Origin of the sequence: Synechococcus sp. MU1642, assembly GCF_020514115.1 — a bacterium.
In the GTDB taxonomy this organism is placed as follows: domain Bacteria; phylum Cyanobacteriota; class Cyanobacteriia; order PCC-6307; family Cyanobiaceae; genus Parasynechococcus.
On sequence record NZ_VTKZ01000001.1, the window covers coordinates 284,648 to 307,943 of the forward strand.

The window sequence follows — 23,296 nt, forward strand, 5'->3', positions numbered from 1 at the left end:
GACTCTTTGAACGATGGATTTTCTGACGCATTCTCTTTTGCCTCTCCCTGCAGTTCGTGACTTTCAGCAGCGCCTTAGTGCTCCCAACCTTCCCTGGAGAGATGGTCGATTGACCGCAGGTGACCACGCTGCACTGGTGAAGAATAATCATCAACTTGATCCAAATGCTGAGCTCACTCTTGCGATTAGCAACAGCATTACTTCAGCAGTTACTAGCGATCCCCTGATCAAAAGTTTTTCACTTGTTCGCAAGGTCCACAGCTTGTTGGTTTCTAGATCCAGTGCTGGAGATTCTTATGGATGGCACGTTGATAACCCTTTCTCTCGTCATGGTCGTCGGGATTTATCTTTTACCTGCTTTTTGAGTGATGAAGACACCTATCAGGGTGGATCTTTAATGATCCAGAGCGGTGGGGAGGAAACAAAGCAATTTCGATTGCCTCCTGGTCAAATCGTCATTTATCCGTCCTCTACGCTCCATTGTGTTGAACCGGTTTTGAGCGGTGTCCGTTATGTTTGTGTTGGCTGGATTGAGAGCTATGTCAAGGCTCCTGATGACCGCTCGATCTTGTTCAACATAGATGCCGGAGCACGTGGTTTGTTGGCCCGCCATGGCCGATCCAATGAACTTGATTTGATTTTCCAGAGTTATTCGAATGCTGTTCGCCGTCTTTCGAACTGATTTGTATATTTTGATATAGCCGTTATTTGTATTTCCTGGCTACATCTTTCCTACAATCGGATTAGTTCAGCTTTATTTCAATGCCAAAGCCCTCTGCTATCTCAGTTTTCGTCGCTGCGACCTCGCTTCTTGTTGCATCTGCACCAGCCTTGCATGCTCAGGATGCCGGAGGTCTTAAGGAATGGACTACAGATCAAGCTGTTGATGAGGAAAGTGTTTTGGACGCTGATGCTGCTGCTCTAAAGAAAAAGGCAGAGCAAGAAGATATCTGCGTTCCTATTGGTGAGGGCGAGAACTGTTGGTGACTTCAATCCTTTTTTAGATTAAGGGGGCATTTGCCCCCTTTCTTTTGCCAAAAAAAAGGCGCCCTGAAAGGCGCCTGTTCTTTGTTCACTGAAGGATCAGAACTTGAAGGTGGTTTTGATCAAGCCGCCAAGGCGATTTGAACCATCAACAGCTGCTGCACCATCAGCATCTTCAATCCAAAAGATTGCAGGAGTTACAGTGATGTTGTCAGAGACCTGGTAGTCATAGTAGGCCTCGATGGCGAAGTTTTCGTCATCGGGGTCACTGTCACCTTTCATTTCTGTTGCATAGCTGGAGTAGCTGCCGAAAGCTACACCCAGTTTGTTTCCATCAATGAAGGCATTCTTCCAATTGAGGCCAACCATCCAGCCGAAGCTTTCTTCGACTTGGCCATCGGCCTCAGCATCATTGAAACCGAAATCGATGCCTGCACTGACAGTAGGCATCAGGCCCGAATCTTCAGGAGACCAGTAGCCGCGAATGGCGAATGCATTCAGTGCCGCATCATCCTTGTTAACAGCGGGAGTTGAGTAGCCCTCTGCAGGATCTGAACCTTGCTCACCTTGTTTGTGAGCGTATAGACCTGAGATGTACCACTTCCTGTTTCCGTAGCCTATTTGGCTCAGGAACAGGCCGTCGGTATCTTCACCAAACAGCCCTTTCTTGGAAGATGAGCTAGCACCCTCGTTTCCATCAGCTACGTAGCTGATGGCAGCATTCCAAGCTGCTTCTCCAGGAGCGACATTTTGACGCCATTGGATACCAGCACCTTGACCAGTACTTGCGCCCATTGCGATGCCATAACCACCCAGCTTGAAGGCCTTGAGGATTGGCTTATAGCGAGTAGGTGTTTCCACCATGTAGTAGTTCTCGACCAAGGCACCTACCGTGACCTTGAACTCGTCACCAACAGGGAAGGTATACCAAAGTTTATCAATTTTGAGTGCATTTGTGCCTGACTTTGCGTCTGACAAGTAAGAGTTGTCCTGCGTCCACACATTGGACATGTTGCCCGTACGAATACGGGTGTACAGCAGATCCTTACCGCTAAACGTTGTGTTCAGATTCAGGGTGTAGCGATATGAGAACGAAGTGGCGTCGTCTTCGCACTCACCCGCCTTCGCTGCATTGCAGTCATCCCGATCTTCATAGGAGACAGCACCAATGAAGAAATCGGCTTGACCCTTGAGCTTGGTGGTAGTGGAGAACTGGGTTGCTTCCAGCTCGCCGACACGGGCCTCGAGGCCGTCAACGCGACCCTTGATGATGGCCAGCTCGGTTTCGAACTCAGCCATGAGGCGACGCAGCTCGTCGGTCACTTCGGTGACGCGGTCGAGACAGGCGTTCAGCAGGGCAGCCGCTTCGTAGCGGGTCATGGCCCGGTTGCCACGGAAGGTGCCGTTGGGGTAGCCGGCGACGCAGCCGTAGGTCTCAACCAAACCAGCCAAAGCCTGATAGGCCCAGTCGGTGGGATAAACGTCGGAGAATTGGGTGACGCTGGTGACCTGATCAGCGGAAGCCGCGTAATCAGACACACCGTTGATGTTCAGCTCGGCGGCATTGGCGCCAGTGGCCAGAAGGCCAAGGGCGGCGGGAGCCACCAGCAGTTGCTGGAAAAGCTTCATTTGAATTCCTCACACAGGAAAGCCCAAAACGGGCATTCCTATTTTGCTCTTCCGCTGTGTTGCTTGCTACTCCTTTACTTCATACTGGTGTAGCTTTCTATACACCTCGAAGTTCTTTTGATTCGCGATTTACCTAATACCTATGATGCCGGTAAACGCTCTTTGCAGGCTGTAGACCCTCTTGATTGGGATCAGATGAGTTGCAAGCTTGTGCTTTTTGCTACTCCTGAAAGGTGGTTGTATTTCCTAGTGAAGCAGTATTGTTACTGTCTTGATTGGGTAGGATTTTGGCCGAATCTTCCGAAAAGCGTCTTTCAGTAAATAAGAAAAAGGGTTGTAAGAAATCAAAGTGCTCTAAGTGGAAGGGTGGGACATGCCGATGCGGACGTTAATTAGTCAACAGGCATGATCACTTGTTCCTTTAATTCATCAATATAAATTTTTTGCTTCTTTCGAAGGTTACTGATTGTTCTTGATACTGTTGATCTAGTTGATCCAATGATTTCAGCAATGCGTGCATGAGGCAGTGTGTGCTCCAGCAATAATCCTTCCGATGTTCTCTTGCCTAGTTTGGTCATCAATAACTCAAAAAATTTCATAAGTCGGCTTTCCATATTTGCTTCATGCCTCACGATATGTAGTTGTATCAACCAGTCCAAGATGTCGTCGCTTTTATTGGAGTCTTTTGTTTTTGTCCATTCAACAAAATAAGTTGTATCTGTTATTGATTCTATTGTGATCTCTAGATCTGTTGGATAGTGAAACTTGAAAATATCTGCTCTGCATGCAAAAGCCAATGTTATGTCTTCTGCATTCTTGGATTGGTTGGCTGCGATTCTTATAACTCCCATCTTTACTGTTATTTCTATTTCTTCTCCGCTGTGAGGTTTTTCTAGGCGAACTGTTTCGGACGAATTCAGGGATATCGGCCTCCCTATTCCACCTGAGTGGTTGTGCAGAGTATTCATTGACGTATTGACTTGTATTTTTTATCACATCGACTGGTGTCTAATTTTTTTGTTGAAATTTTTTCGCTATGTATGAAAAGATATTCCATTGTTTCGTGCGTATTTAATGTCTTTTATAGCACGATGCGGCTTTTTGGTTTTGTCTCTGCTTGTGATATTTGCTTTCTTTGAGGTCAGGTACGACACAATTCGTCGGCGCGATAAAGGCGCTGTGTCTGTTAATGCCCGACCCACAGCATATTTTCGGCGTTAACGTTCTGGAGTGATTCCATGTGCTCTTCCGTCAGGGCTTGTGCGGCCTTGTCGTGACCAGTAGTTGAAAGGTGTGACGCTCGTTGGTAGCACCATGTATTGATTTCTTGAAGCGTTTTGTTTCTTCTTTGATTAATTTTATCCATGGGCTTTTGGATACTGTTCTCTTAATTTTTTCATTACACGGTTGATTCCTGGCTGATTTGATTGCTTTTGTCTGTGTCATATTGTTTGTTGCGCTGTGATTATTGACCTTTCTCTTTTAGGTCCTATTGCTCATTCTTGCTGATTGAGTCATCTCTTCGCCGCTAAATATCTTCCTGCGATGAAAGCCGTTATCAATATTCCTGCGAGAATTGTATGTTCTTTCTGGAATTTTCTGTTTTTCGTCCTATACAATAGTGAGTTGATTGCTTGCAATGGTTCCCGCTACTCCCTGTGCCTGTGTGCCTTGCACCTGCGAGGTTCAGATGTCTCAGGCTGTTGTTCGCGACGGTCAGACTTTCTGTTCAGAGGCTTGTGCCACTGGTCACCCCAATCATCTACCTTGCCATTGCAGTGGCTCATGCGGCTGCACTTGCGCGGAGTGAGGTCGTTGGGTGATCTCAACCCCCTTTCGCTCGGGCTTGCCTGAGCAGCATCGTCAGCCCAGACACAGTCACAACAATTGTCAGACCTCCCAGCAGGATTGGGTACACGGGCTGAAGGTTGAGCCAGCCGAACTGTCCTGTGTGCAGCTTGAGCAGCCAGAAGGCGTCAATGTTCTGCTCCAGCAGCAGGCTGTAGAGGGAGCCGGTTCCAGCGGTTATCAGCAGCGGTGCTGCGGCGATCGGCACCAGCCAGCGATGGATGCGCCGCGCCTGTCGGCTGGTTGTTCTGGAGGCTTTCATTGCTTGCGCAGCTGTTGGTGGAGTTCCCGTTCATCAGTGCAAGGCATCCAGCGACCGTTGTTCTTATGAATCCTGCGGCAACCGATTTCAGCCGCCCGCTGCTGGGCTTCGATTTTCGTCGTGTACATCCCCTTGCCGTGGGCCATCCCTGGCTTTTGGTTTACCAACAGGGCCAAAATCCCGAAGCTGAGAGCCGATAAATGGTGGATGGCGCGCATCGGTTCAGAAGCCTTCGCAGTGTTCGACGGCTTTGAGGTAATTCAGTTTGCCGGGAGCAGTGTCCCCCTTGGGATTGATGCTGGCCCGCATGGCGATTTGCGCATAGATGCAGCGGTTGTAGCGATGGGTTTTGACGGTTTGTGGAATCAGCAGAATCGCGATGCTGAGCAGGCTGAGGCTGCTGACAGTCGCCAGTACTGGGTAGGCGTGGGCTCGCACCATCTGGCGAGCTGTGAGCTTTCGTTGGCTGTGGTCAACCAAGCGTCGCTTGTGTTTTGTTCCAGCGTATGGACAGCCTTACGCGTTGATTGAGCTCGAGCACCGTGGTTATCAGCCAAAGCCCCGGCCGCAGCATGGGAGGGTTCTCCCGCAATTCGAAACTCGATGTGATCCGTGGCGGGATCGTAGAGGGTGTAGTGCTTCCCCCCACCAATGCCGATCACGCTTCGTTTGGGTACAGCCTGTTCGCTCTGCTGTTCACCGGCATGGTCTTTGACGTGGGATTGGATCGATCCTCCGGAAAGCTCCAGTCGGAACTGACGACGACATCGCGCCGTAAACAGTCGGTTCACATCCAGCCGCGTTAGCCGATCCAGCAGCACCAGGGCTGAAGTGTCTTCTGTCAGCCGGTCGCCGACGTCAGCGGAGCTGCCATGAATCAATGCGCAGTCGAGTTCGATGAAGCCGAACTGCAGCGATGCCAGCCAGTTGAGATGGTCGGCGTCTACCGCAGCCAGAAGTTCTCCGACCGCCGCCTCGCCTTGCTCTGCTCTGAGGCCTTCAGCCTTGCGTTCTCCGCGGTAACCACACTCCGCCAAAAGCTGCTCTTCCCACCAGCCATAAATGCACTCGGGCTGAAGATCACCGCGTTTCGGCTGCCTCAAACGCTCGAGCAGTGCATTGCACTTGCGTTCTGATCCGACTACATCACCGAGAACAAAGAGGCTGGCAACACCCCGCTGTTGCTTCAACTCCTTCTGAATCTCCTCGTAATTCGAGAATCATTCTCATTATGGGCTGTCGTCGCTGCCCTGTCTCGTCCTCTTCGTGCCTTTGGACGCTTGGTATCGCTTGCTATGACACCACCTGCTTCTCTCGCTAGTGTCGTCGGAACTCGGTTTTGATTTATGCAGGCCTTGGAGTTCCTCGCCCTGGTGCTGGTGAACTTGGCTCTGGCGGTTTACCTGGTTGAAAAGGGATACAAGTACTGGAAAGAGAATCGCCGGCTGAAGCGACTCGTCAATCAGCATCCCGAAATGCAGGGCGTTCATCCAGATGAGGATGGGCTGTTTGTGTTTGAGAGCGATGATTCGCTCAAGGTGCTCGTGCTGGAGAACGATCAGCCCGGTGCCGATGAACCCTTTCACGTCAGAGAAGAGGATCTCGAAGAGGAGTGAGTGGATTGGTGCAGGAATGGGACGATGAATTCATCACCCAGGCTCAGCATGAGCTCAGGGGGATTGTTGCTGACTGGAAATATGACTACGGCGTGAGTGACAGAGATTGTTCGGCCATGTTGCTTTGGATGCTGATCAGGCTCAATCCCGATGTCAAGATTGATGCCGGCCTGTTGGATTGCTGAGCTGACCGCTGGCTAGGTGCAATCACTGATGCCCTGAGGTTCTCATAGATACACAATGAATGAGTAACCTCCAGCTCAGAACAGGGGGGGGACTGCGTCGAACAGTGGAGGGATTGGGACCCCTCCCTTTTTGTGAACCGCCTGCAGTGCGTTGGTCCGGCGCTAGATCTGGTGTCTTGCTACAAAAAGCCTCGCCGAAGTGGCGGGCCGGGTGATGAGGTCTCGCAATATAACGACCATGGCCACCATATGAAGCGTCTGTTTGTGCTCAAGGGCGCTGCATAAGTGATATCGCTTCTCTTGGATCTGGGGCTGGTTGAGTAATATCAGGCCATCGCTTCAACATCTGGCGCTATCGGCTGGGTGATGGGGATTGCCCCGGCTTGATGATTCGCTCCATGGCTGGAGCGAATTTTTTTGTCATCGATTTGAGCGGTGTTTGTGTTCCACTTCAGGCACGTTGCGGCTCAGGTAGAGGGCGTTGCTGAGCCCCATCACAGCGGTGCACACGGCTGGTCTGCAGACCCGATAGAGGTGATTGCCGATCGATTCCACGGTTCCGTTGCCTTGAACGGAGTAGGGCAGACGCAGGGTCTCGGCTATGGGATCTCGCTTGAAACTGGAGCTGTCATACGGATTCGTGATTGGACTGGGCTGCGACAGCCGATACGGGCTTGCTTTCTTTGCGTCTCTAGTCATTTCTTATGGATTGCACTCCCGTGTCCTGTGGCCTCTGGTGCCTGGCAAATGGCTTGCCCTGAGGCGATCGAGGTGGTTTCGCACCGGCATGCCCATCACCGGTTTTATCAGGTTCTGCCGATTGGCGTAGATCCCTTTGCATCCCTTCAGCGGTTCGATCAGCAGATCGAGCAGTTGAGCTTTCGCAGTTGTGTTGGTCATGCTCTTGGGTGGTCCACACATCACCCACTCGAGGGGGTGTGGTCGCGGATCCAAGGCAATGTCTCCCTTGTTTGAGGGGACGTCGTCTCATTACTCCCTTTAACGTGACATGTCTTCTGAGGTTCCGATGAAGGTTCTGCAGTCCGTTCTGGCGTTGCTCTTGGTGCTGGCGCTGGGTTGTGCAGCAACCTCGACGGTGTCTGCTGCACCGATTGAGGAGTCGGCCAGTGTTGAGCTGATTGCAACGCTGGAAAAGGCTCGGGATGTACGCGAGCAGGCAGACCTCAAGATTCGGGAAAACCTTAAATTGATGGCGGCGAGTTGTCTGTATATGAGTGATTCGTTGAAGGAATTGATGGCTCTGGAGAATCAGTTTGAAGACCGCCAGATCGAAGATTTCACCGTGGGAATGGCGGACGCGGTTGAGCTTGAGTTGCTCGATGAGGAGTCGCGCAAGATCAAAGCCCTCTACCGCAGATCCCACTGTGATGATCCGATCATCCTGCGGGAGCAACTTCGGCAGGCTGATCAAAAGCGCAAGGCCTGATTCAACAGCAGACCCCCGGTCCTTGTGACGGAGGGGGGCTGAAAGTCAGTTTGCTTCTGACATCTGCTCGGTTGGGCCGTCGTCTCGCATGGACGCCTCCGATCTCAATGAACAAAGTCTTGGGGCTGGGCCAAGCCCTGACAATCCGCACGAACACGCATTGCCTTTCAGGGGAGAACTTGCTGGAAGTGGGGCTGGGGTGGCTCCGATCTAATTAATCTGATCCACTCTGCTCGGCTGATGACCATTCCCTTCGGCACGCCTGAGACTTCGGATGGTCTGCGGAACATGTCGGTGTCGTCCACCCGACTGCGCACCTGGTTGAACACTCGTCTCCGTCAGCTCGCGCTGGAGCAGCGGATTCAGGATTCGCGGGCCCTGCGTAGTGAATTTCTGGTGGAGTGATGTTTATCGCGTGCTGCTTTGGTGAAAGTCAGAGCTCGGCCTGCTCACCCTCAAGACGGTTTCGATCGATCCAGGCACACATTTGCCGCAGTGCGGCGTCATCCATCTCCACAAGATGATCGGCCCACTCCTGCATGATCAGTTGGAGGTGATCGGGATTGTGGATGGTGAGCTCTGGGCCCATCAGTACGTATTTAATGCTGAGCAGTTTCCAGGCCTGGGCCTCGAGCAACCAGGGGTGAGCTGCCAGTAGCCGTTCCACTCGACTGATCGGCTGATATTCATTGTCCATGGTCTGATTCAGTGCCGAGACAACTAGGCCGCTTTCTGGCTTCGCTGATGCGCCTGAAGTGAAAGGAAGAGCGCGCGCGGATTGCCGTAACGGTCTGGCAGGGCCTGATGCAGTCGGTTCAGTTGTCGCCAGCAGACGCTCTCTCTGGCCTCCCCTTCTTTCACGCCATCTGCCACCAGGTATTCCATGGCGCGGGTGTACACCGTTTCTGTTTCACGCAATTCTGCGAGGGATGGTTCATGGGTGAAGGTGATTGCTGCCATCTCTTCGTGATATCACTTATCGCCACCCATTGATGCCTGGCTGGGGACTTGAGCTCTACCCCCATTTGGGGTGATTTGTTGGCTCAGATCTGAACCATGCCGCACCGCATTCCCTTCAACACCGCCTGAACCCGGTTGTTCACTTCCAGGGTGCGCAACAGCCGCTTGGTGTAGGTGCGTGCGGTCTCTTCGGTGACGATCAGATCTTCGGCAATTTCTCGATCAGACATGCCGCGGGCGAGGCGGTCGAGAACTTCGTATTCCCGTGGTGTGAGCCGCGGGCAACTGAGATATGGAAGTTCATCCGAGCGCAGTGATGGGCTGCGGTAGAAGTGATGTCCCATCACCGCCAGCACAGCTGCCTCAAGTGGTTTGCGGTCTTCGATGATGTCGGCTTCGGCAACAACGGCTTCCAGCCATGGCGCGTTGTCGTATTCCACCGGAATGGCATCGCTTAATGCCAGCACTACTACTTTAAGGCCGGGTTGAAGCTCTTGGGCTTTTCGCACCAACTCAAAGCCATTGCCTTTTTCAAGCAGATCCGTGCAGAGAAGTAGCTCAAATGAATCCTTTTTGAGATAATTTAGGCAGGACTCTTCATCCGTAACAGCACAGCCGATACGAGATCTTTCGCTGAAACTTTCGCAGAAGCAGCGCAGGAAGAATCGACCCTTCATTGCCAAGGCAATGCTCCCGTTGATGGCAACGGAAAGCAGGGGCTCTTCGTCGGCAGACTTGGGTTCGCTCTGCAGGTATGGGGTCAGATCCATGCGCTTCCCTGCCTCTTCTATCCATCCTTGCGGGCCAACCGGCCCATATGGTTTCGTCCTTCGTCAGTCGTCATAGACGCGGCATTCCGGAGCTTCGGGGTTGAGGTCGCAATGCACTTCGAGGGAGGTGGGGTCTTTGTGTTCCCCAGGATGGTGGCTCCGATACGTCTCGAGCCCCTCGAGCTCGGTGGCGTAGTGACGCACCTTGGCCTCATCTCCGCTGGCCTCCGCCCTTGCCAGTTCCTCACGGTCTTTAGCGATGTGGGTTTCAATTGATTCCACGCTCAAGATTGCAACCGAAACCATCAAACATGGTTGCTGCATCGTTGAGCTACCCCCATCCGGGGACAGAACGATTGTCCCCATATGGGAGGCGATGCAATGGCCTCATTTGTTCCATAGTTCTGCCCGGCGGAGTGACGAATCCATGAGTACATCCAGTATCAGCATCGGAGAGCTTGAGGCCAAATATCCGCTGTACTGCAAGGCCCTGAAGATGCTGATCAAGCAGGGCAAAACAAGCGCTGAACTTCAAAGAACACTCTGTTGGGATCGTTTATGCTTGTTGCACCGTTCCTTGCCGAGACAATACAAATCTCCTGAACGTTTGATGTTGATGATTCAGGCAGAGTTCTCGTCAATTCAAGATGCTTAAGGGGGGGGGATGTCGATTGAAGCTGATGTCATTAGGGCTCAAGTTGTTATCGAGGTGATTCGCAGGATTGCCGTGCTTGATCAAATGCAACGCTATGAAGACAGCTATGCGTTGACTCAGGAATTCAGGGAGTGGTTGCTTGATCCTCGGATTCAGCCGAGCTCGAGGCAGGCCAAGCCATAAACGTTGCGGTCGTGGCCTTGTGGCATCACGCCCTTGTACATGCGCACGGTTGAGCCCATGGGTTTGAAGCCCTTCGTCGTAGTGATCGTTTTGGCAGCCGGGTTATGCCCCGGGGTGTCGATCAGAACAACTCCCTTGTGGCGATCGATGGCGTTTCTCAGCAACAGCGATGCCATGCCGGGATCTTCCGCCAACCAGGGCCCCACCCGCCAACCTTCACCGATGGGGAGAAGGCAGGGCCGAATGCGCACGTAGCCGTGGCACTCCCCCTGGGCATCCCTTGTTACAAAGACGTCTCCTGCCCTGTGGCGTAACCACATTTCAAGAAAATGGGGCCTTGGGCTGATTTCGTGGCGTTCGTCGTAGCGCTGAATCGCCTCGAGAGAGATCTCACGCAGTGGCACAACGGTGATATCGCTGCGGTCGAGCAGGGTGGTGTTCGGGTGTAGTGATTGATCGCTGCGGCAGAGCATCTGCCGGCGTGTGGTGACGCAGTCCTTCTGAAATCCGGCTTTCTCGTAGAAGCCCACCATCTGGACTGCGGCTTCCAGGCCGATGCACTCCACACTGCTGAGGGTTTTCAAGGCGTGTTGCCAGAGGCGACGGCCGATTCCCTGACCCCGATGCTCCGGCTTCACCACAAACAGGCCGATGAAGGCGTAGCTGGGGGTGTAGGTGACGGCGGCGATGCAGCCCACTGGCAGGTTGTCTTGCCAGGCCAACCAGATTCCTTGGCGATCGGTGTTGGCATAGATCTCGATGTCGCCCACTCCTGGAGCGAAATCCTGTTCACGGGCCATCCCAATGACGACGTCGAGATCGGTTGGCGTGAACGGTTTGATCTCAAGCATCAATATTCAGGTGGCGTCAGGCGGCCTGAAGAATCGAATCCACACTGGTTGGATATAGACGCACGTAGGCGTCGGTTTCCATGGCGACAATGCGCGCTTCTTGGCGATTGGCCGCGTGGAGTTGGAGCGAGTGTTGGCTGCCGTCGTTCTTCTTGTATCGAACGCCAAAACGTGGTGATGGGGTTGTCATCGTGCTGAGACCTTCCGTCCGATGCGCAGTGCTGCCGGCCTGAGGGCGCAGGCAAGGGCGTGGAATGGGCGGTGGGTTCCCTCAACAATGAGGCTTCCCATGGGTTGTGCTTGGGCAAGGTCGAGCTTCATGGCTTTGCCTCGAATGGAACCTTCTTAGTTCCTTTGAACGCAGCGATCCATCCCCCATCTGGGGACAATGCGCGGGCGCATCAAGCGGTGCCTTAGACGGGGCTTCAAATGGTGCATTTGAGATCCGAACTGTTGCGGGCGGTTCTCCTCTCCGCACTGTTCAGGCTTCCCGGCGATGGTGATGTCGGACGGAAGTTAATGAGGGCATCAATCCCTGAGGCTCACTCCTCGGGGGGGCATGACTGTTCCCAGTGAAGAGTTGCTCTCTAGGGTGCTTTTCACGACCCACTTGCCCCTGCGGGCTTTCGATCCACATGACTGCTTCGAAGCTGTTCGATTTCCTCGGCCGGGTGCTGATGGCGGCGGTGTTTGTGAATGCCCTGCCGGCCAAGTTCACCAACTTCGCTGAAACCGTAGGCTTCATCGCCTCCAAGGGCATCCCCGAATCCTTGGCCTCGGTGCTGTTGGTGGCGGCAATTGTGGTGCTGATCGCTGGATCGATCCTGCTGGTGTTCGGCAGCAACACGGTGCTGGGGGCATCGCTGCTGCTGCTGTTCCTGGTGCCAACCACACTGATCTTCCACACATTCCCTGTGGACAGCGGCTTTGCGATGAACCTGGCCCTGATTGGCGCATTGATCCTGGCCATCACTCGCGCCTGGGGCAATGGCGTGCCCAGCTTCACTCACCTTCGCTACAAGGGTTGATCGCCGGATGGCTAGATCAGGGTAGGGCCAGAGCCGTTCCTTCACGACGCGGATCCGCGGCCCCCTGCCAGCCAGTATCGACTTTTTGCAGCAAAGCGGTGCCGCTGCCGATGTCCTGACGTCGCAGGCTTGCCTCGCTCTTGAGCTGCTCTAGCGGAAACGGCCAGGGCAGCGGGGGATCGCTTTCCAGCACCAGCGCTTTGCCTCGGCGGGAGAGATGGGGAAGGGCTACCGCCCGCGCCGGCGGTTCGTTCCAGACCAATGACGCCAGCAACACCCGGCTGAGTAGGTGGGGAATGCTGCGGCCGCCGGGGCTGCCCAGGGCCAGCACCGCCTCGCCGTTGCGGAACACCAGCGTCGGTGCCATCGACGACATCGGCCGCCGTCCCGGCAGACGGCGGTTGGCGACCGGTTTGCCGCCAAGGCTGGGCTTGAAGGCGAAATCGGTGAGCTGATTGTTCATCACCATTCCTCCCACCAGGTGCCGACTCCCGAAAATCGTCTCCACCGAGGAGGTGTATGAGGCGATGTTGCCGCCCAAGTCCACGATCGTGATCTGGCTGGTGCCTTGTTCGATGCCTCGATCCGGCCTGCCGTAGGGATAACGATCGATGCCTGGGGGTAGCCCCGGTGTTGGTCTTAAGCCGTTAGCGCGCTGCATGGCTCTGGCCCGGCTGGCGATGTAGGCCGGATCCAGCAGGGCTGGGCTGGGGACCGCTCCATTGATGGGATCGTGCACCCAGTAGAGGCGGTCGGCATCGGCCCAGGCCTGGGCGCGGGCCAGCTCTCGCCACACCTGCGGCTCATCTACGCTGGAGCTGGCCAGGTCAGTGTTCTGGTTCAGCAGCGCCAGGGTTTGCAGCAGCGCCAAGCCACCGCTGCTGGGGGGCGGCATCGTGCAGATGCGGTGCTGCAGCTGCTGGCTGCAGAGGGGGGTGCGCCGGATCACGGCATAGCTGCTCAGATCGGCGGAGCTCCAGCCGCGGAAGTTCGGCTCGCTGGCCTGTAGGGCGTTGACCCCTTCCAGGATCTGCTGCGCTAAGGGCCCTTGATAAAAGGCTGAGCCCCCTCTCCTGGCCAGCAGCCTCAGGGTGCGTGCCAGGGCTGGGTTGCGGAAGGGTTGATCCGCTGCTGGTGGCTGGCCGCCAGGCAGGTAGAGCGCTTGAAATGCAGGGCTGTGGGCGACACCGAAACGCTGAGCCAGGCGAATGGAGCGCAACAACCGCGGGCTCGGTAGGAAGCCAGCACTGGCCAGGTGGATCGCTGGTTGCAGAGTCTGTGCCCAGGACAGACGGCCGTGGTTTTGATGGGCCTCCCAGAGCAGAGCCATGGTGCCGGGGATGCCGATAGCGTTGGCTTGGCTGGTGGCCTGTCGCCAGGGGAGGGGATTCCCCGCGGCGTCGAGCAGGTCGCCGGGGCGGCTGCGTTCCGGGGCTACTTCACGGCCATCCAGCACTGAAAGATGGCGTTGTTTGGCATCCCAGTGCAGCAGAAAACCGCCACCCGCCAAGCCGGAGCTCTGGGGTTCAACCACCGCCAGCAATGCTTGTGCTGTGATCAGAGCATCGATGGCGCTGCCTCCGTCGCTCAACGCAGCCAGTGCTGCCTCGCTAGCGAGGGGATTGGCGGTCACCACCACGGCTGATCCGCTAGCGCTTGAGATGCCCTTGTGGCCAGGGTCGGTGGATTCCGGATCGTCGCGGCTGATCGGGGTTGCAGCTGCGGGGAGGATGCTCCAAAGGCTCAGCGCCAGCAGCAACGCTTTGAGCTGGGGGAGCATGGCGGTGGATCGGCTGCTTTCAGTCTTGTGGCTGGTGAAGCGGACTTCTGACCTTCCGATCAAAAAAAGAGCCGGCCCCTCAGCCTGCTCTTGCTTGCCGCATTGAAGGCACCACAGACTTCATCTCAAGAGTGGATCTGTGGAGCTCTGCTTGCGACACGAGTGGAGCGTTTTTCAGAGAACTCTCAGGAGACGAAATTGGCATCACTGCTCAATGAGAATCATTCCCGCCTGATCGTTTTTTGCGTTGGCGCGAACATCACGGCAATCGCCTTTGGAGGGAATAGGGAGCATGCTCCCTAGCTTGCTCCTCCCCGCTTTTAGAGAGAAGCGGACTTTCAGCAGGAAGAGATGTATCCGCAGGCCCACCTACGGGATACATCGCAGTCCTGGTTTGAACTTACCTAAAAAAAGTTCCCAAAGAGCCCACTCCTCGGGAACGACTCGTGCATGCGTCGAGAACTTAATGCTGCGCAATCTCCCTTAACAATGAGCAATTGTGCTCAGTCTGGGGGTGCTGGGTCTCGTTTTGGCTGCTCTTTCGCCTGTGTCGCGTTTGACGCGTTGCCAGCCCCCAATAAAAAACCCCTGCCATGGGCAGGGGTTGAAGAACGTTGTTGTTCTTGGCTGATCGGTTCAGAGGCCGAGGAATTTGGCCGGAATTCCATCCAGGCTGTTGTTGCCCATCATCTGGAAGATGACGTTGATCAGCATTCCTCCGATGTGGAAGGCTCCCACCAGAGCCAGGCCTCTCCAGAGTTTTTCAGCTGCTGCTGGGGGCTGATTGTTGGTCCAGGTGCCGGATCCATTGGTCATCGGTTGATCGCAACTTCGATCACGTTGGCGAAAGAACTTGTAGGGGTCCAGCAGTCGTCACTGACATTCACCAGCGCAAGGATGGAGAGCATTGGCGAGCACCAAGGCAAGTAGGTATTGCTGCTCTGGCATTACTCGATCAACCCGTCGTAGAGATCGAATCATCAGCCCAAAAGAGGCTGTCATGTTTGAGGTCCTCAAGGGTCATACCGGTAGCTGCCAGCGGAGAACCTGTCTCAAGTGGGAAATCAACGGTTAGTTGTCAGCTCTTGATCGAAAAAACCTGATGCAGCTGTTGTGCCAAGCCGACAAACAAGCCTGCATCGACGATGTCGGCCTCGATCCCGATGCCGGCCTGGATGGAAATTGATTGACGCTTCTATCTCCACTTCTGATGGCCCTTTCGTCAAGGCGCCATGGCGCTCAGGCTTCCCCTCTTGCACCCAAGCCATAACTGTGGGGTCCAACGGAAAGGGCCAAGACCAAGCCAAATGTTTTTGATGTCATCAGCGCACGGGTGGTGAACAGCTCCGCCATCCTGTTTTGAACATCGTGTTCCAGGCTTCTATCGCGTTGTGCCGCAGCATCCGCCGCCGGGTCTGGGGCACCGGTGGATTGGGCGGAATCTATCTGTAGGTGTGCACCGCCACAGATTGAGCATGATCTTTGGCTGCGTCCGGTTTGAACTGCACCACCTTCTGCTGCTCTGGGTTTACCAGCCAGCCTTCTCCTCCAGGCTGTTGCGGTGGTTCATGGGTTGCGCGGTTACGGGGCAAGACGGCTGGGGCGACGGCAAAAGAGGACACCTCTGCAAAACACTGCTGCAGGAGCGACGCCCCGGCTTCACGATGGCGAATTCGCAGCTTGGACGGTGGCCCGATTCGAGCAGGAAGCCTTTCGGGCCTCAAGGGCGCTGGCGAGTCCAACGGAACATTGATGGATGCGTTGTTGTTGTGCTCGAGAAAAAGAAGCTTGTCTCAGTCAAAACGAGGCTTGAGAAAAGCTTCTGGTGACCTTGGCTTGCGACCACAGTCCAACCAAGGCGAGGCACCTTTGCACTGGTTGATGCGTGAGTCCAGGTTCTCGAGCAAGATCTCGAGCATCTTTTTGTTTCTCAAAGAAAAACATAAAGTTTTGTAGTTGATCGATAAGCAAGAATACGAAATTAAACTTATTGGTTCAAAAAGTTATTAGGGCTTCATTCTTTTTTCGCATACATTCTGGCAAATCCAGAAAGCGATGTCCTGCCGTCAGGTTGAAGATTTTTCCCAGAAAATTGCCTCGGACTTTGCCGCAGCCTGCAGGACTGATGAGGAGAGTGAGGATTGTTTTGGTACTGCCTACAACTACGGTCGCGACCATGTGACCCGTCTGACCCACGAAATCATTCGGCTTCAGCGGGAGAGTGGTTTATCGCGAAAGGAGATTGTTGAATCGATTAAAGACTTGGCCAGTCATATGAATGCACTTTCTTATGTGTTTCTTGTGGCGGCCGATATTGCCGAGAAAGCCCTGGTTCATGATTGATCCCGATAACGCGACCGCACACAACGAGTCAGCTGAAGATGCTCCTTGTTACGCTCCGCGCGGCGATTTTCTGATCGGTCTTGCTCAGGAAGCGCTTTCCTTCACGAGGATACGGAAGCTTGAGAAGGAGATCGCTGTGATCAAATCAGCGCTGCAGGGCTGTGACAACAAACCAACAACGCGTCGCGCTAAGCAGCTCACGACGCGTCTTGAAAAGCTCAAGGATGAACTGAATAGCACTTCGTAGGCATCACTGCCACAACTCGAGCGATGTTTTCCGCCAGGTTGTTCAGACCCTGCTGTAACCGAGCTTGGTTTCAAAGATCTTGAGTGGAAGTCCAAAGGACTCCATAAGCTGCCGGCATTCATCGCCAACCGTTCCGTAAACCTCAACGCTGAAGCCATCGCCAAGCTCCGCATGCTTCTTCAGATACTTCTGAACAGGAGGGTTGGAGACATGGGCGCTGAACGCCTCGTCGTTGGCGTAGACCTCTGACCACACGAACGACTGAGGATCGTCTGGGTCTTGATCAAAGGTGTGATGAATCATGCCGGGCTCAGAAGCCTGAACTGCTTCATCGGTGACGCGGGCGAGCTCCAGGTACTGGTCAACACAACCGGGCTTGACGTGGATTCGTGCCAGCAACATGAAGGGTGTGGACTTGTCGAAGCTGGCCATTGGCTCTCAGGCGGTGCCCAAGTGTTCCATGGATTCAGGTTGAAAAAAACCTGGAGGTGCACTCTCCAGGGGAACCCATGCTTCTGTTCAAATCACGTTCAAATGGAGCTGATCAGGCAGCTAGAGGCTGTTGTTTCAGTGATAAGCGACCGCCAGCCATCGAGTTGTGAACCAAGTCTTCGGCGTAGCGGCGGCCTGCTTGTTGGGCTTCTCGAACACTTTTGAAATTGCCAACAAAGTCGTATTGCTTTCCATCAACCGTTGCCGCAACTGCATAGAGCCTGTCAGCAACCTTGCTCACAGACCAGCGCAAAAAGCAGGCCGGGGAGTTCTTCTGACTGTGCATACTGTCCTCCATGAATCAACGGGACGACTTAAGCACTTGCTTTCTAGTTTGCTTATAAACCTTTAAATATCGCAAATAGGTAATTATATTTCTTTCATTATCTTCTGATTAAGGTCTCATCGGATCGAATGTTGCTGAGGGCGTGACCGGCGTTTTCGAGCAGCTCCCTCTGCCGCGATGGCTGACCTTCAACCAAGCTGCGACCTAACGATGTGGAGCCACGAAACCGCGAGGAGAAACGAGTCCTCCTCGAGCGATGCGGTATCCGTACAAGTACGTTCGCCACTTCAAACAGATTTGCGCCTGACGCACTGAATTTCTAAAGCTTTAAGGCGCAGAGAGATTTCCCCGTTGATCGCTCTCAAAGGGGAAATTCTTCTGCCAGCACCAGGGTCGCTCGCCCCGTGCTGCTCAGCACTACATCTGGTCTGCAGGCAACTGTGGGTTTAATGATGAGGCCATACAGCAGGCTTGTCCGGAAATTTCTGAAGTTGTTCTGATACGCCAAAAATTTCGGCAGATCCAGATGATGGTTGCGATTGATACGGACTCGTCGAATGCTCGATTGCCCCCGCCTTGTGAAGAGTTTCTCCCAGGCCTTTTGATCGATGGGGCACGGGAGAAAGGCTGGATTCGCTAGACAAACGGACCCAGCAGTTGCCGCTGACTTGGGTCCGCGTCCCGGGCTAGGCGCATGAGACCAGGACGCAGTACACATAAGCCATTGGAGCCAGTGGATTCAGCGAAATTCGCTACTCAAATGGCTCCACTGGTCAGGTGCGTGCTTTGCAGAAATTGGTTGAATATGGGAATCGGTAGCCAAGCTCCATCTCCTCCAGCTGCTCTTCGGCGAGGTAGAGGCTGCGCGTGAAAAAGCACACGTTCTCGCTATCGCAAACCAGAAACTTGCCGGCTTCGATTTTTTGGATGGATGAACCGCGAGGTGTCTGAGCAATCAAGTCTGCTTGAGCCATTGAGCGTGCTGGCAAATCTCCCCTGTCATGGCTTTCATCGTTTTCGTTTGGTCGTTACAACGCTCACACATTCGACAATGTCATTGCTCAAGCTTCTTGGTAACAACAGATACTCAGGTTAAGCGTTAAAAAGAATCTCACTCACCAGCCCAAAAATGGGCTATTTACGGTCTTGTTTGAAAACGATGTGATGAAATGGCTGCTCTCAAAGCTCGGTTTACTCAAGCAGGACAACAAGCCCCAGAACCGTAAGGAAGATTTCTCGTTTTTTAAGACCTCGGTTCACTCCAATGCCATTGCATGTCAATGGCTTATAAGGAAGCAAACTCAGCTCTTCCTCAGGCAAAGCAAGGGGTCAGCATTAATGATCAGAATGAGGGATGCATCCGGTGACGGCACTGTTGCGAGCAAGTTGGTGGAGCTCAGCCTCAAGGCAACGCAAGCACATATTGAAGCTCCATCTGCAAGTGGCCAGATGCTCCTTGAGCTTGGTTATCGAACTATTGGAGGTGACTTTATTACGCTTGAGTATTCATTCGTTGATCTGGGTCCCAAAAAATTTGTGCAGCCAGAGTTGTCCAATTGGTTCAACAAGGAATCAGATGATATTCACCAGGAAATGTATGACTTGGCGATCAAAGGAAGAGCCCTTGGAGGATCAGAAGTCATGCCCATGGGCCGGTAGCTCAGGTCGTTATACGGAATGGTTCTTGTATGGTGAATATAACGGTGTGAATGATGTAAAAATCACCGACCCACCTTGCGAGTCTCAAACAATGTCCATCGATTTGCTTCAGGCTAGGTCTCATTTTTTTTGAGCTTTTCGAAAGCTGCCATCACGTTTGCAGTGGCTACCGCTTGAGACTCTCCAGTGTTTTGCATCCGTCTCTCTACAAGCTTTTCTATCAGTCTCTGCGTGGAGTCCATTCAGTCGTCGGTGCTTAGAACTCAACGGTGAGCCAGGAACGCCAGGACGTACCCGATTACTAGACCTTTGCCGAAGGTGAGCCAGAGCATTTGGTACTTGCTCAGACCAAACCGCTGCCTTATCCGCTTGATAAAAGTCTGATGCCAGAGAAGGACCGAGTTGGTCGCTTTGGCCTTTTTTGATTTTTTGGTTTTCTTGCCCATTCGCCAAGGATGGCAGCGATTCTCTGGAACGCCCAATCTGCTCGAAGGGTTGATGAGACAACAAAAAGAGGGTAGCCCCTTAGCCATCCCTCTAGACGCATTCGGAGGCAACACTTCCACATGAATCAGTCCGGTTCAGTTTGGTGTGCAATGTGCAGCCTTTCGAACTGAATTGCAGATGAATTAGGCGTTTCTTCTTAGTGAGATTCGTTATCGAGGCGTTGTGGTAATGGACTATGCGCGCGCACCACTGCTTTTGCGCGAATGGGAGATGAACGATGCACGTTGCCTCGCCCGCGTCCCCCTGACTCTTCATCGACTTAGCAGAGCGCAGCGTCGCAACCTTGCTGCGGCTCATTTGGTCACTGCCATTGCCTCATTGGGTCGTCATTGAACCTATGGGCTCGGCGACGGTGTCGTTGGAGCGTCCATAACCTCCATCCAATCGAACCTGCATAACCATTGGGAGCTGACAAGGAAGCTGGCTTCTCTCTGACCAGGGGGGAGTCAGTTCAGCGTGATTGGCGTCTGAACAGCGCCAAGTGATATTTGCAAGTGCGATTTGCTCATGGCGTGGTCTCGTGGAATCAATAGTGGATCTTGTGACATGACTCCTCTTGTGCTGCCCCTCGCTGGCCTGGTGCTGGTTTTGGCTCAAATTATCTACGGGTCTCAAACGCAGAGCCAAGACCGAGAACTCCATTAATCAGGCATCCACTGCGACGTTGCTTTGGCTCAAGGGATACTGTCGCTATTTCGTCTCAATCGCTCTCAACCCATAGCTGGGATGTTGAAAGTTCTGCGGCAACGGAGTCTCAATCCAAAGGGCACCAAGTCCACTGCACGCTCACAACACCACTGACACCTCTGCTAGTGAAATGTCCTGGGAATCAGCTCAGTGTTGTGGGACGGGTGCTGAAAAGCATCAAGCATTTCTAGTGATTCAACTAGCAGTTGAAACGAACGACCACTTGAGCCACAACTGGTTTGTCGCAACAACTCAGATGGGTTTCAATGCTGAGCAACGCAAAGTAGAAACCACGAGCTCCATTCGTATTGCAGCTGGACTCATTCTCGGGTTGAGTTGTTTCACTGTGGTGCTGACCGGTGGGATCTTTGTTGGACAGTCCATCGGTGAGGCGTTGAACACGCTTCAGACCATCGCTCCGGTTGAGGTTGACCCTCTTCGCTGAATCGTCTGATCAGATCAGGCCCTAACTTCCGCCTTGACATCGGACTTGTGATGTACCTCCACTGAGGTTGCTTCAGCAGACTTGCTGCGGGGGCATTTACCAGTGTTGGCGGCGTTTGCAAAAGCGGCCATAACCATGATCACAGTGCCTACCAAAAAGGCCAGATTCGGATGGGGATTCACATGAGGCTGATCTGAGATCTCCGGGCCCTACTGGCTAAATCTTGTGGTTTATCCGAAGGCGCATTGCGTTGATCCTCTAGACAGTGGTTGTCAAAATATTGGACACCTGGAGGCATCATGAGACAGCGCAATACAACTCATAATTGTGAGTGCCGCTACGAGGCACCTTGGGTATAAAAGTCGTTCGCAGCTCTACACGCTGATCAATGACGGCTTGCCGGATCACATGTGCATGTCCAGACGCCGAGTGGGCAGCGTTTGAAGGATCTTGATGGATTGCAGAAGACACTGGAGGGCTTATGTCAAAGGGGTGTCGATGGTATTTTTCTTTGGAAGACTCTTTGATATTGGCTGCTTTATTTCTTGCTCTTTCGGCACAAGTCTTCTAGGTCAAACTCTTGGGGCGGAAGCCTGTAGGACCGTGAGTAAGTTCTCTTCGCGATCCTTCTGAGTAGAAGGAAAGCAAGTGCCAGCACAAGCAGCAGAAGAGCTTCGATAGCAACAGTGTGGCCCTTACCGTCGTCATCCCAGATGAGGAAGATGGCGCTGTCACCATCACTCATGCAATAAGGGGTCTGCCATGACGAACGATCGAGGTTACTCGGTTGGTGGTTGCGTCAACCACCATGTAAGTGCACATCAGCGCTTTCGACTTTGTGCGGGCACACAAGTAGGCCCTGAATTCAGTTTGGAAGTAGAGCTCCTTGACCCAACGGTCGGGAGCTTCTTGCTTAACGACGTTGTACACGACTATTGCCTGGTTCCTTGCTCTAGCAATGCCTTTGATGTGCCAGCCCAAACTACGGAATTTCCGCTGTTTGGGCACCAGCACTTATCCAACGAGTCGGTCATCTTCAGCCAGGATCGCTTTTCCTTTTGAAACCCTCAGCACCTCACCTGAGTTGCCAGAGCTTTCGTACACGACTCGATAGAGTCCGAAAGTATTTAGCGATTTGGCTCGGGCGTTGGTGAAAGCTTTGAACTCAGTTTCGAAGCACTGCTCCTGAAACCAAATGTCGGGACCATCGCTTCGTTCAACACAGAACATCATCCGTATCCCTTGATGTACTCAGCTTGGTCAGGGCAGAGCTGCTTGCTTGCTATCTCCAAATGAGCTTCGGGATCATGTCTTCAGTTGGCGACCAGTGAGCAAGGGGCCCAGTCAGCTTTAGGAGGCCAGCTCGTCAATGGCACATGATGCTCTTGGCCCGAGAATTTGTGTTGATCACCCTTACGAAATCACTGTTCAGCTGGAAGACCGCAGGAATCCTTGCGGGGATGAAGCTGGTAACACTTGCTGTTGTACTTGGCCTGGCCCGTGCAGGGCTTCTTCCCCAGTGGTTTCCGCACTGGGGTTAGCCCCTTCAGGAGCCCAGCTCATCTCCTTCTGTCATGTGGGATCCCAGCGCTTGCAATTCTTCCTCAGGTCCTGGCCCTGCTGTTTTTGCAGGGTCGGCCACTCTCTTCAACTTGGGCCACATCGCTTTCTCAAGTGCCGTCAGCTTTGGAGATGTCTCATGCAATCCAGCTTCAGCCCCGTCTCCTCGCGGCAATGATGAAGCGGTCTGTCTTGTCGACACCGTCGAATCACATCCTTAAAGAGAACGACGGTTGCAACGTAGACATACGAAATGGGCGTGCATCGAATGCCAGTTAGACCTCACTTCAAACGAGAGCAGGAGCTAATTGGGACTCCATTCACCCCACAAAATCTTGGCCGTCGCGAACGATTGCTTTCAAAGCGTTAGTGGTCTGGTCGACAACTCTGTAAATGCACGCCTTGACCTTCGATATGTCACGTGCTCGGAGATAGGCCTTTACATCAGTTTTAATGCACAAGTCCTTAATACAATGGTCAGAAGTGTTCTCTTGATGGATGCAGTACAAGGGTTGTCATTACTCACTCCTATTGGTTCTAAAGCAGTCCGGCAGTCCTGTTCGAGAACTGATTAAGCAGTTCTCTCGTCTGCTAGAGCGGTAATACGCAGTGCACGGCATTGGGCGGGTCGCAAGTTGAACTCATCGATCAGCAGGCGCTGAATTGCGCCATTTGTCCTTCGTCCCTTCGCCAGCTCACGGGAACGTTGGATTTGTTCTGAGGAAAAAGTCATTCGCCCCTTGAAGCAAGTGAACGGTAGTGATTGACAAGCCCTTTAGAGCTTGGTGGCTTTAATCAAGGAATCTTGGTGACAGTCAGGTCAGGCCTCTTATGAAGAAGTCGCTGAACTTCACGCATTCCTCTGACCACAT

At 53.4% G+C, this 23,296-nt stretch carries 31 protein-coding genes and 1 pseudogene; 12 read left to right on the forward strand and 20 right to left on the reverse strand.

Annotated elements, in window-relative coordinates:
* Positions 1-13: 13 nt before the first annotated feature.
* Together FZZ85_RS01625 and FZZ85_RS01630 are read left to right on the forward strand one after the other, a co-directional pair.
* Positions 14-682 (forward strand): Fe2+-dependent dioxygenase, encoded by a 669-nt coding sequence (locus FZZ85_RS01625; RefSeq protein WP_226411549.1) that lies wholly within the window; start codon positions 14-16, stop codon positions 680-682.
* Between the two features lie 80 nt (positions 683-762).
* Positions 763-987, forward strand: coding sequence for a hypothetical protein (locus FZZ85_RS01630; RefSeq protein ID WP_226411551.1), 225 nt, complete (start codon positions 763-765; stop codon positions 985-987).
* A 96-nt stretch (positions 988-1,083) separates the two neighbouring features.
* Here the strand turns inward: FZZ85_RS01630 and FZZ85_RS01635 are convergent, their stop codons facing one another.
* Together FZZ85_RS01635 and FZZ85_RS01640 are read right to left on the reverse strand one after the other, a co-directional pair.
* A complete protein-coding gene (locus tag FZZ85_RS01635; RefSeq protein ID WP_226411553.1) occupies positions 1,084-2,613 on the reverse strand; it encodes an iron uptake porin in 1,530 nt (509 codons plus the stop codon).
* 392 nt (positions 2,614-3,005) lie between these two features.
* Positions 3,006-3,581 (reverse strand): helix-turn-helix domain-containing protein, encoded by a 576-nt coding sequence (locus FZZ85_RS01640; protein ID WP_226411555.1) that lies wholly within the window; start codon positions 3,579-3,581, stop codon positions 3,006-3,008.
* 671 nt (positions 3,582-4,252) lie between these two features.
* Between FZZ85_RS01640 and FZZ85_RS01645 the strand changes: the two genes are divergently transcribed.
* The gene (locus FZZ85_RS01645; RefSeq protein ID WP_226411557.1) at positions 4,253-4,423 is read left to right on the forward strand and encodes a metallothionein; all 171 of its coding nucleotides are present in this window, start codon (positions 4,253-4,255) and stop codon (positions 4,421-4,423) included.
* A gap of 15 nt (positions 4,424-4,438) precedes the next feature.
* Here the strand turns inward: FZZ85_RS01645 and FZZ85_RS01650 are convergent, their stop codons facing one another.
* The 4 genes and pseudogenes from FZZ85_RS01650 to FZZ85_RS01665 all read right to left on the reverse strand — a co-directional run bounded on the left by FZZ85_RS01650 (position 4,439) and on the right by FZZ85_RS01665 (position 5,925).
* Complete coding sequence (locus FZZ85_RS01650) at positions 4,439-4,723, reverse strand: hypothetical protein (RefSeq protein WP_226411559.1); 285 nt, start codon at positions 4,721-4,723, stop codon at positions 4,439-4,441.
* Positions 4,720-4,941 (reverse strand): gibberellin regulated protein, encoded by a 222-nt coding sequence (locus FZZ85_RS01655; RefSeq protein ID WP_226411561.1) that lies wholly within the window; start codon positions 4,939-4,941, stop codon positions 4,720-4,722. The genes FZZ85_RS01650 and FZZ85_RS01655 overlap by 4 nt, the downstream gene beginning before the upstream one ends.
* Before the next feature lie 4 nt (positions 4,942-4,945).
* Positions 4,946-5,164 carry a hypothetical protein gene (locus tag FZZ85_RS01660; protein WP_370631111.1) on the reverse strand — a complete coding sequence of 73 codons (219 nt, stop codon included), beginning with the start codon at positions 5,162-5,164 and terminating at the stop codon, positions 4,946-4,948.
* Positions 5,165-5,272: 108 nt separating this feature from the next.
* Positions 5,273-5,925: pseudogene (locus tag FZZ85_RS01665) on the reverse strand (phosphoesterase).
* 144 nt (positions 5,926-6,069) lie between these two features.
* Here FZZ85_RS01665 and FZZ85_RS01670 point away from each other — a divergent pair.
* Positions 6,070-6,339 (forward strand): hypothetical protein, encoded by a 270-nt coding sequence (locus FZZ85_RS01670; RefSeq protein WP_226411565.1) that lies wholly within the window; start codon positions 6,070-6,072, stop codon positions 6,337-6,339.
* Positions 6,340-6,347: 8 nt separating this feature from the next.
* The gene (locus FZZ85_RS01675; RefSeq protein ID WP_226411567.1) at positions 6,348-6,524 is read left to right on the forward strand and encodes a hypothetical protein; all 177 of its coding nucleotides are present in this window, start codon (positions 6,348-6,350) and stop codon (positions 6,522-6,524) included.
* A 420-nt stretch (positions 6,525-6,944) separates the two neighbouring features.
* On the opposite strand, the gene FZZ85_RS01680 is transcribed toward FZZ85_RS01675, so the two are convergent.
* Both FZZ85_RS01680 and FZZ85_RS01685 read right to left on the reverse strand, forming a co-directional pair.
* Positions 6,945-7,223: a hypothetical protein gene (locus FZZ85_RS01680; protein ID WP_226411569.1), complete on the reverse strand. Its 279-nt coding sequence runs from the start codon at positions 7,221-7,223 to the stop codon at positions 6,945-6,947.
* A 3-nt stretch (positions 7,224-7,226) separates the two neighbouring features.
* Entirely contained in the window at positions 7,227-7,424 is a 198-nt protein-coding gene (locus tag FZZ85_RS01685; RefSeq protein ID WP_226411571.1) for a hypothetical protein, read from the reverse strand.
* Between the two features lie 109 nt (positions 7,425-7,533).
* Between FZZ85_RS01685 and FZZ85_RS01690 the strand changes: the two genes are divergently transcribed.
* Complete coding sequence (locus FZZ85_RS01690; RefSeq protein WP_226411590.1) at positions 7,534-7,971, forward strand: hypothetical protein; 438 nt, start codon at positions 7,534-7,536, stop codon at positions 7,969-7,971.
* A 240-nt stretch (positions 7,972-8,211) separates the two neighbouring features.
* Entirely contained in the window at positions 8,212-8,376 is a 165-nt protein-coding gene (locus FZZ85_RS01695; RefSeq protein ID WP_226411592.1) for a hypothetical protein, read from the forward strand.
* A gap of 28 nt (positions 8,377-8,404) precedes the next feature.
* Here the strand turns inward: FZZ85_RS01695 and FZZ85_RS01700 are convergent, their stop codons facing one another.
* The 4 genes from FZZ85_RS01700 to FZZ85_RS01715 form a co-directional block, all read right to left on the reverse strand.
* A complete protein-coding gene (locus FZZ85_RS01700; RefSeq protein ID WP_226411594.1) occupies positions 8,405-8,668 on the reverse strand; it encodes a hypothetical protein in 264 nt (87 codons plus the stop codon).
* 23 nt (positions 8,669-8,691) lie between these two features.
* Positions 8,692-8,931 (reverse strand): DUF3136 domain-containing protein, encoded by a 240-nt coding sequence (locus tag FZZ85_RS01705; RefSeq protein ID WP_226411596.1) that lies wholly within the window; start codon positions 8,929-8,931, stop codon positions 8,692-8,694.
* 83 nt (positions 8,932-9,014) lie between these two features.
* Positions 9,015-9,701, reverse strand: coding sequence for a response regulator transcription factor (locus tag FZZ85_RS01710; RefSeq protein ID WP_226411598.1), 687 nt, complete (start codon positions 9,699-9,701; stop codon positions 9,015-9,017).
* 63 nt (positions 9,702-9,764) lie between these two features.
* Positions 9,765-9,983: a CP12 domain-containing protein gene (locus FZZ85_RS01715; RefSeq protein WP_226411961.1), complete on the reverse strand. Its 219-nt coding sequence runs from the start codon at positions 9,981-9,983 to the stop codon at positions 9,765-9,767.
* A 145-nt stretch (positions 9,984-10,128) separates the two neighbouring features.
* Between FZZ85_RS01715 and FZZ85_RS01720 the strand changes: the two genes are divergently transcribed.
* A complete protein-coding gene (locus FZZ85_RS01720; protein ID WP_226411600.1) occupies positions 10,129-10,356 on the forward strand; it encodes a DUF3136 domain-containing protein in 228 nt (75 codons plus the stop codon).
* A gap of 152 nt (positions 10,357-10,508) precedes the next feature.
* Here FZZ85_RS01720 and FZZ85_RS01725 read toward each other — a convergent pair whose 3' ends face one another.
* Positions 10,509-11,390 carry a GNAT family N-acetyltransferase gene (locus FZZ85_RS01725; RefSeq protein WP_226411602.1) on the reverse strand — a complete coding sequence of 294 codons (882 nt, stop codon included), beginning with the start codon at positions 11,388-11,390 and terminating at the stop codon, positions 10,509-10,511.
* A gap of 16 nt (positions 11,391-11,406) precedes the next feature.
* Positions 11,407-11,580 carry a hypothetical protein gene (locus FZZ85_RS01730; RefSeq protein WP_226411604.1) on the reverse strand — a complete coding sequence of 58 codons (174 nt, stop codon included), beginning with the start codon at positions 11,578-11,580 and terminating at the stop codon, positions 11,407-11,409.
* Between the two features lie 445 nt (positions 11,581-12,025).
* Here FZZ85_RS01730 and FZZ85_RS01735 point away from each other — a divergent pair, with 445 nt between their 5' ends.
* Positions 12,026-12,418 (forward strand): DoxX family protein, encoded by a 393-nt coding sequence (locus FZZ85_RS01735; protein ID WP_226411606.1) that lies wholly within the window; start codon positions 12,026-12,028, stop codon positions 12,416-12,418.
* Between the two features lie 16 nt (positions 12,419-12,434).
* Here the strand turns inward: FZZ85_RS01735 and FZZ85_RS01740 are convergent, their stop codons facing one another.
* The 3 genes from FZZ85_RS01740 to FZZ85_RS12135 all read right to left on the reverse strand — a co-directional run bounded on the left by FZZ85_RS01740 (position 12,435) and on the right by FZZ85_RS12135 (position 15,601).
* The gene (locus FZZ85_RS01740; protein WP_226411608.1) at positions 12,435-14,198 is read right to left on the reverse strand and encodes a gamma-glutamyltransferase family protein; all 1,764 of its coding nucleotides are present in this window, start codon (positions 14,196-14,198) and stop codon (positions 12,435-12,437) included.
* A gap of 636 nt (positions 14,199-14,834) precedes the next feature.
* A complete protein-coding gene (locus FZZ85_RS01745) occupies positions 14,835-15,014 on the reverse strand; it encodes a hypothetical protein (protein WP_226399437.1) in 180 nt (59 codons plus the stop codon).
* A 506-nt stretch (positions 15,015-15,520) separates the two neighbouring features.
* Positions 15,521-15,601 carry a DUF1651 domain-containing protein gene (locus FZZ85_RS12135; RefSeq protein ID WP_370631112.1) on the reverse strand — a complete coding sequence of 27 codons (81 nt, stop codon included), beginning with the start codon at positions 15,599-15,601 and terminating at the stop codon, positions 15,521-15,523.
* A 652-nt stretch (positions 15,602-16,253) separates the two neighbouring features.
* Here FZZ85_RS12135 and FZZ85_RS01755 point away from each other — a divergent pair.
* Positions 16,254-16,541 carry a hypothetical protein gene (locus FZZ85_RS01755; protein ID WP_226411610.1) on the forward strand — a complete coding sequence of 96 codons (288 nt, stop codon included), beginning with the start codon at positions 16,254-16,256 and terminating at the stop codon, positions 16,539-16,541.
* On the forward strand, positions 16,534-16,788 hold the full coding sequence (locus FZZ85_RS01760) for a hypothetical protein (RefSeq protein WP_226411612.1): 255 nt from the start codon (positions 16,534-16,536) through the stop codon (positions 16,786-16,788). Before FZZ85_RS01755 ends, FZZ85_RS01760 begins: the two co-directional genes overlap by 8 nt.
* Before the next feature lie 42 nt (positions 16,789-16,830).
* On the opposite strand, the gene FZZ85_RS01765 is transcribed toward FZZ85_RS01760, so the two are convergent.
* The 3 genes from FZZ85_RS01765 to FZZ85_RS01775 all read right to left on the reverse strand — a co-directional run bounded on the left by FZZ85_RS01765 (position 16,831) and on the right by FZZ85_RS01775 (position 18,555).
* Positions 16,831-17,220 carry a putative quinol monooxygenase gene (locus tag FZZ85_RS01765; RefSeq protein ID WP_226411614.1) on the reverse strand — a complete coding sequence of 130 codons (390 nt, stop codon included), beginning with the start codon at positions 17,218-17,220 and terminating at the stop codon, positions 16,831-16,833.
* Between the two features lie 112 nt (positions 17,221-17,332).
* Positions 17,333-17,521 carry a hypothetical protein gene (locus FZZ85_RS01770; RefSeq protein ID WP_226411616.1) on the reverse strand — a complete coding sequence of 63 codons (189 nt, stop codon included), beginning with the start codon at positions 17,519-17,521 and terminating at the stop codon, positions 17,333-17,335.
* 818 nt (positions 17,522-18,339) lie between these two features.
* A complete protein-coding gene (locus tag FZZ85_RS01775; RefSeq protein WP_226411617.1) occupies positions 18,340-18,555 on the reverse strand; it encodes a hypothetical protein in 216 nt (71 codons plus the stop codon).
* Positions 18,556-18,730: 175 nt separating this feature from the next.
* Between FZZ85_RS01775 and FZZ85_RS01780 the strand changes: the two genes are divergently transcribed.
* The gene (locus FZZ85_RS01780) at positions 18,731-19,225 is read left to right on the forward strand and encodes a hypothetical protein (protein ID WP_226411619.1); all 495 of its coding nucleotides are present in this window, start codon (positions 18,731-18,733) and stop codon (positions 19,223-19,225) included.
* The last annotated feature ends 4,071 nt before the right edge of the window (positions 19,226-23,296 follow it).

Bases quoted from the DNA above. Each gene is read 5' to 3' on its own strand.
- FZZ85_RS01625 (WP_226411549.1), top strand. From the start codon at position 14: ATGGATTTTCTGACGCATTCTCTTTTGCCTCTCCCTGCAGTTCGTGAC.
- FZZ85_RS01630 (WP_226411551.1), top strand. From the start codon at position 763: ATGCCAAAGCCCTCTGCTATCTCAGTTTTCGTCGCTGCGACCTCGCTT.
- FZZ85_RS01635 (WP_226411553.1), bottom strand. From the start codon at position 2,613: ATGAAGCTTTTCCAGCAACTGCTGGTGGCTCCCGCCGCCCTTGGCCTT.
- FZZ85_RS01640 (WP_226411555.1), bottom strand. From the start codon at position 3,581: ATGAATACTCTGCACAACCACTCAGGTGGAATAGGGAGGCCGATATCC.
- FZZ85_RS01645 (WP_226411557.1), top strand. From the start codon at position 4,253: ATGGTTCCCGCTACTCCCTGTGCCTGTGTGCCTTGCACCTGCGAGGTT.
- FZZ85_RS01650 (WP_226411559.1), bottom strand. From the start codon at position 4,723: ATGAAAGCCTCCAGAACAACCAGCCGACAGGCGCGGCGCATCCATCGC.
- FZZ85_RS01655 (WP_226411561.1), bottom strand. From the start codon at position 4,941: ATGCGCGCCATCCACCATTTATCGGCTCTCAGCTTCGGGATTTTGGCC.
- FZZ85_RS01660 (WP_370631111.1), bottom strand. From the start codon at position 5,164: ATGGTGCGAGCCCACGCCTACCCAGTACTGGCGACTGTCAGCAGCCTC.
- FZZ85_RS01670 (WP_226411565.1), top strand. From the start codon at position 6,070: ATGCAGGCCTTGGAGTTCCTCGCCCTGGTGCTGGTGAACTTGGCTCTG.
- FZZ85_RS01680 (WP_226411569.1), bottom strand. From the start codon at position 7,223: ATGACTAGAGACGCAAAGAAAGCAAGCCCGTATCGGCTGTCGCAGCCC.
- FZZ85_RS01685 (WP_226411571.1), bottom strand. From the start codon at position 7,424: ATGACCAACACAACTGCGAAAGCTCAACTGCTCGATCTGCTGATCGAA.
- FZZ85_RS01690 (WP_226411590.1), top strand. From the start codon at position 7,534: ATGTCTTCTGAGGTTCCGATGAAGGTTCTGCAGTCCGTTCTGGCGTTG.
- FZZ85_RS01695 (WP_226411592.1), top strand. From the start codon at position 8,212: ATGACCATTCCCTTCGGCACGCCTGAGACTTCGGATGGTCTGCGGAAC.
- FZZ85_RS01700 (WP_226411594.1), bottom strand. From the start codon at position 8,668: ATGGACAATGAATATCAGCCGATCAGTCGAGTGGAACGGCTACTGGCA.
- FZZ85_RS01705 (WP_226411596.1), bottom strand. From the start codon at position 8,931: ATGGCAGCAATCACCTTCACCCATGAACCATCCCTCGCAGAATTGCGT.
- FZZ85_RS01710 (WP_226411598.1), bottom strand. From the start codon at position 9,701: ATGGATCTGACCCCATACCTGCAGAGCGAACCCAAGTCTGCCGACGAA.
- FZZ85_RS01720 (WP_226411600.1), top strand. From the start codon at position 10,129: ATGAGTACATCCAGTATCAGCATCGGAGAGCTTGAGGCCAAATATCCG.
- FZZ85_RS01725 (WP_226411602.1), bottom strand. From the start codon at position 11,390: ATGCTTGAGATCAAACCGTTCACGCCAACCGATCTCGACGTCGTCATT.
- FZZ85_RS01730 (WP_226411604.1), bottom strand. From the start codon at position 11,580: ATGACAACCCCATCACCACGTTTTGGCGTTCGATACAAGAAGAACGAC.
- FZZ85_RS01735 (WP_226411606.1), top strand. From the start codon at position 12,026: ATGACTGCTTCGAAGCTGTTCGATTTCCTCGGCCGGGTGCTGATGGCG.
- FZZ85_RS01740 (WP_226411608.1), bottom strand. From the start codon at position 14,198: ATGCTCCCCCAGCTCAAAGCGTTGCTGCTGGCGCTGAGCCTTTGGAGC.
- FZZ85_RS01745 (WP_226399437.1), bottom strand. From the start codon at position 15,014: ATGACCAATGGATCCGGCACCTGGACCAACAATCAGCCCCCAGCAGCA.
- FZZ85_RS12135 (WP_370631112.1), bottom strand. From the start codon at position 15,601: ATGCTGCGGCACAACGCGATAGAAGCCTGGAACACGATGTTCAAAACA.
- FZZ85_RS01755 (WP_226411610.1), top strand. From the start codon at position 16,254: ATGTCCTGCCGTCAGGTTGAAGATTTTTCCCAGAAAATTGCCTCGGAC.
- FZZ85_RS01760 (WP_226411612.1), top strand. From the start codon at position 16,534: ATGATTGATCCCGATAACGCGACCGCACACAACGAGTCAGCTGAAGAT.
- FZZ85_RS01765 (WP_226411614.1), bottom strand. From the start codon at position 17,220: ATGGCCAGCTTCGACAAGTCCACACCCTTCATGTTGCTGGCACGAATC.
- FZZ85_RS01780 (WP_226411619.1), top strand. From the start codon at position 18,731: ATGAAATGGCTGCTCTCAAAGCTCGGTTTACTCAAGCAGGACAACAAG.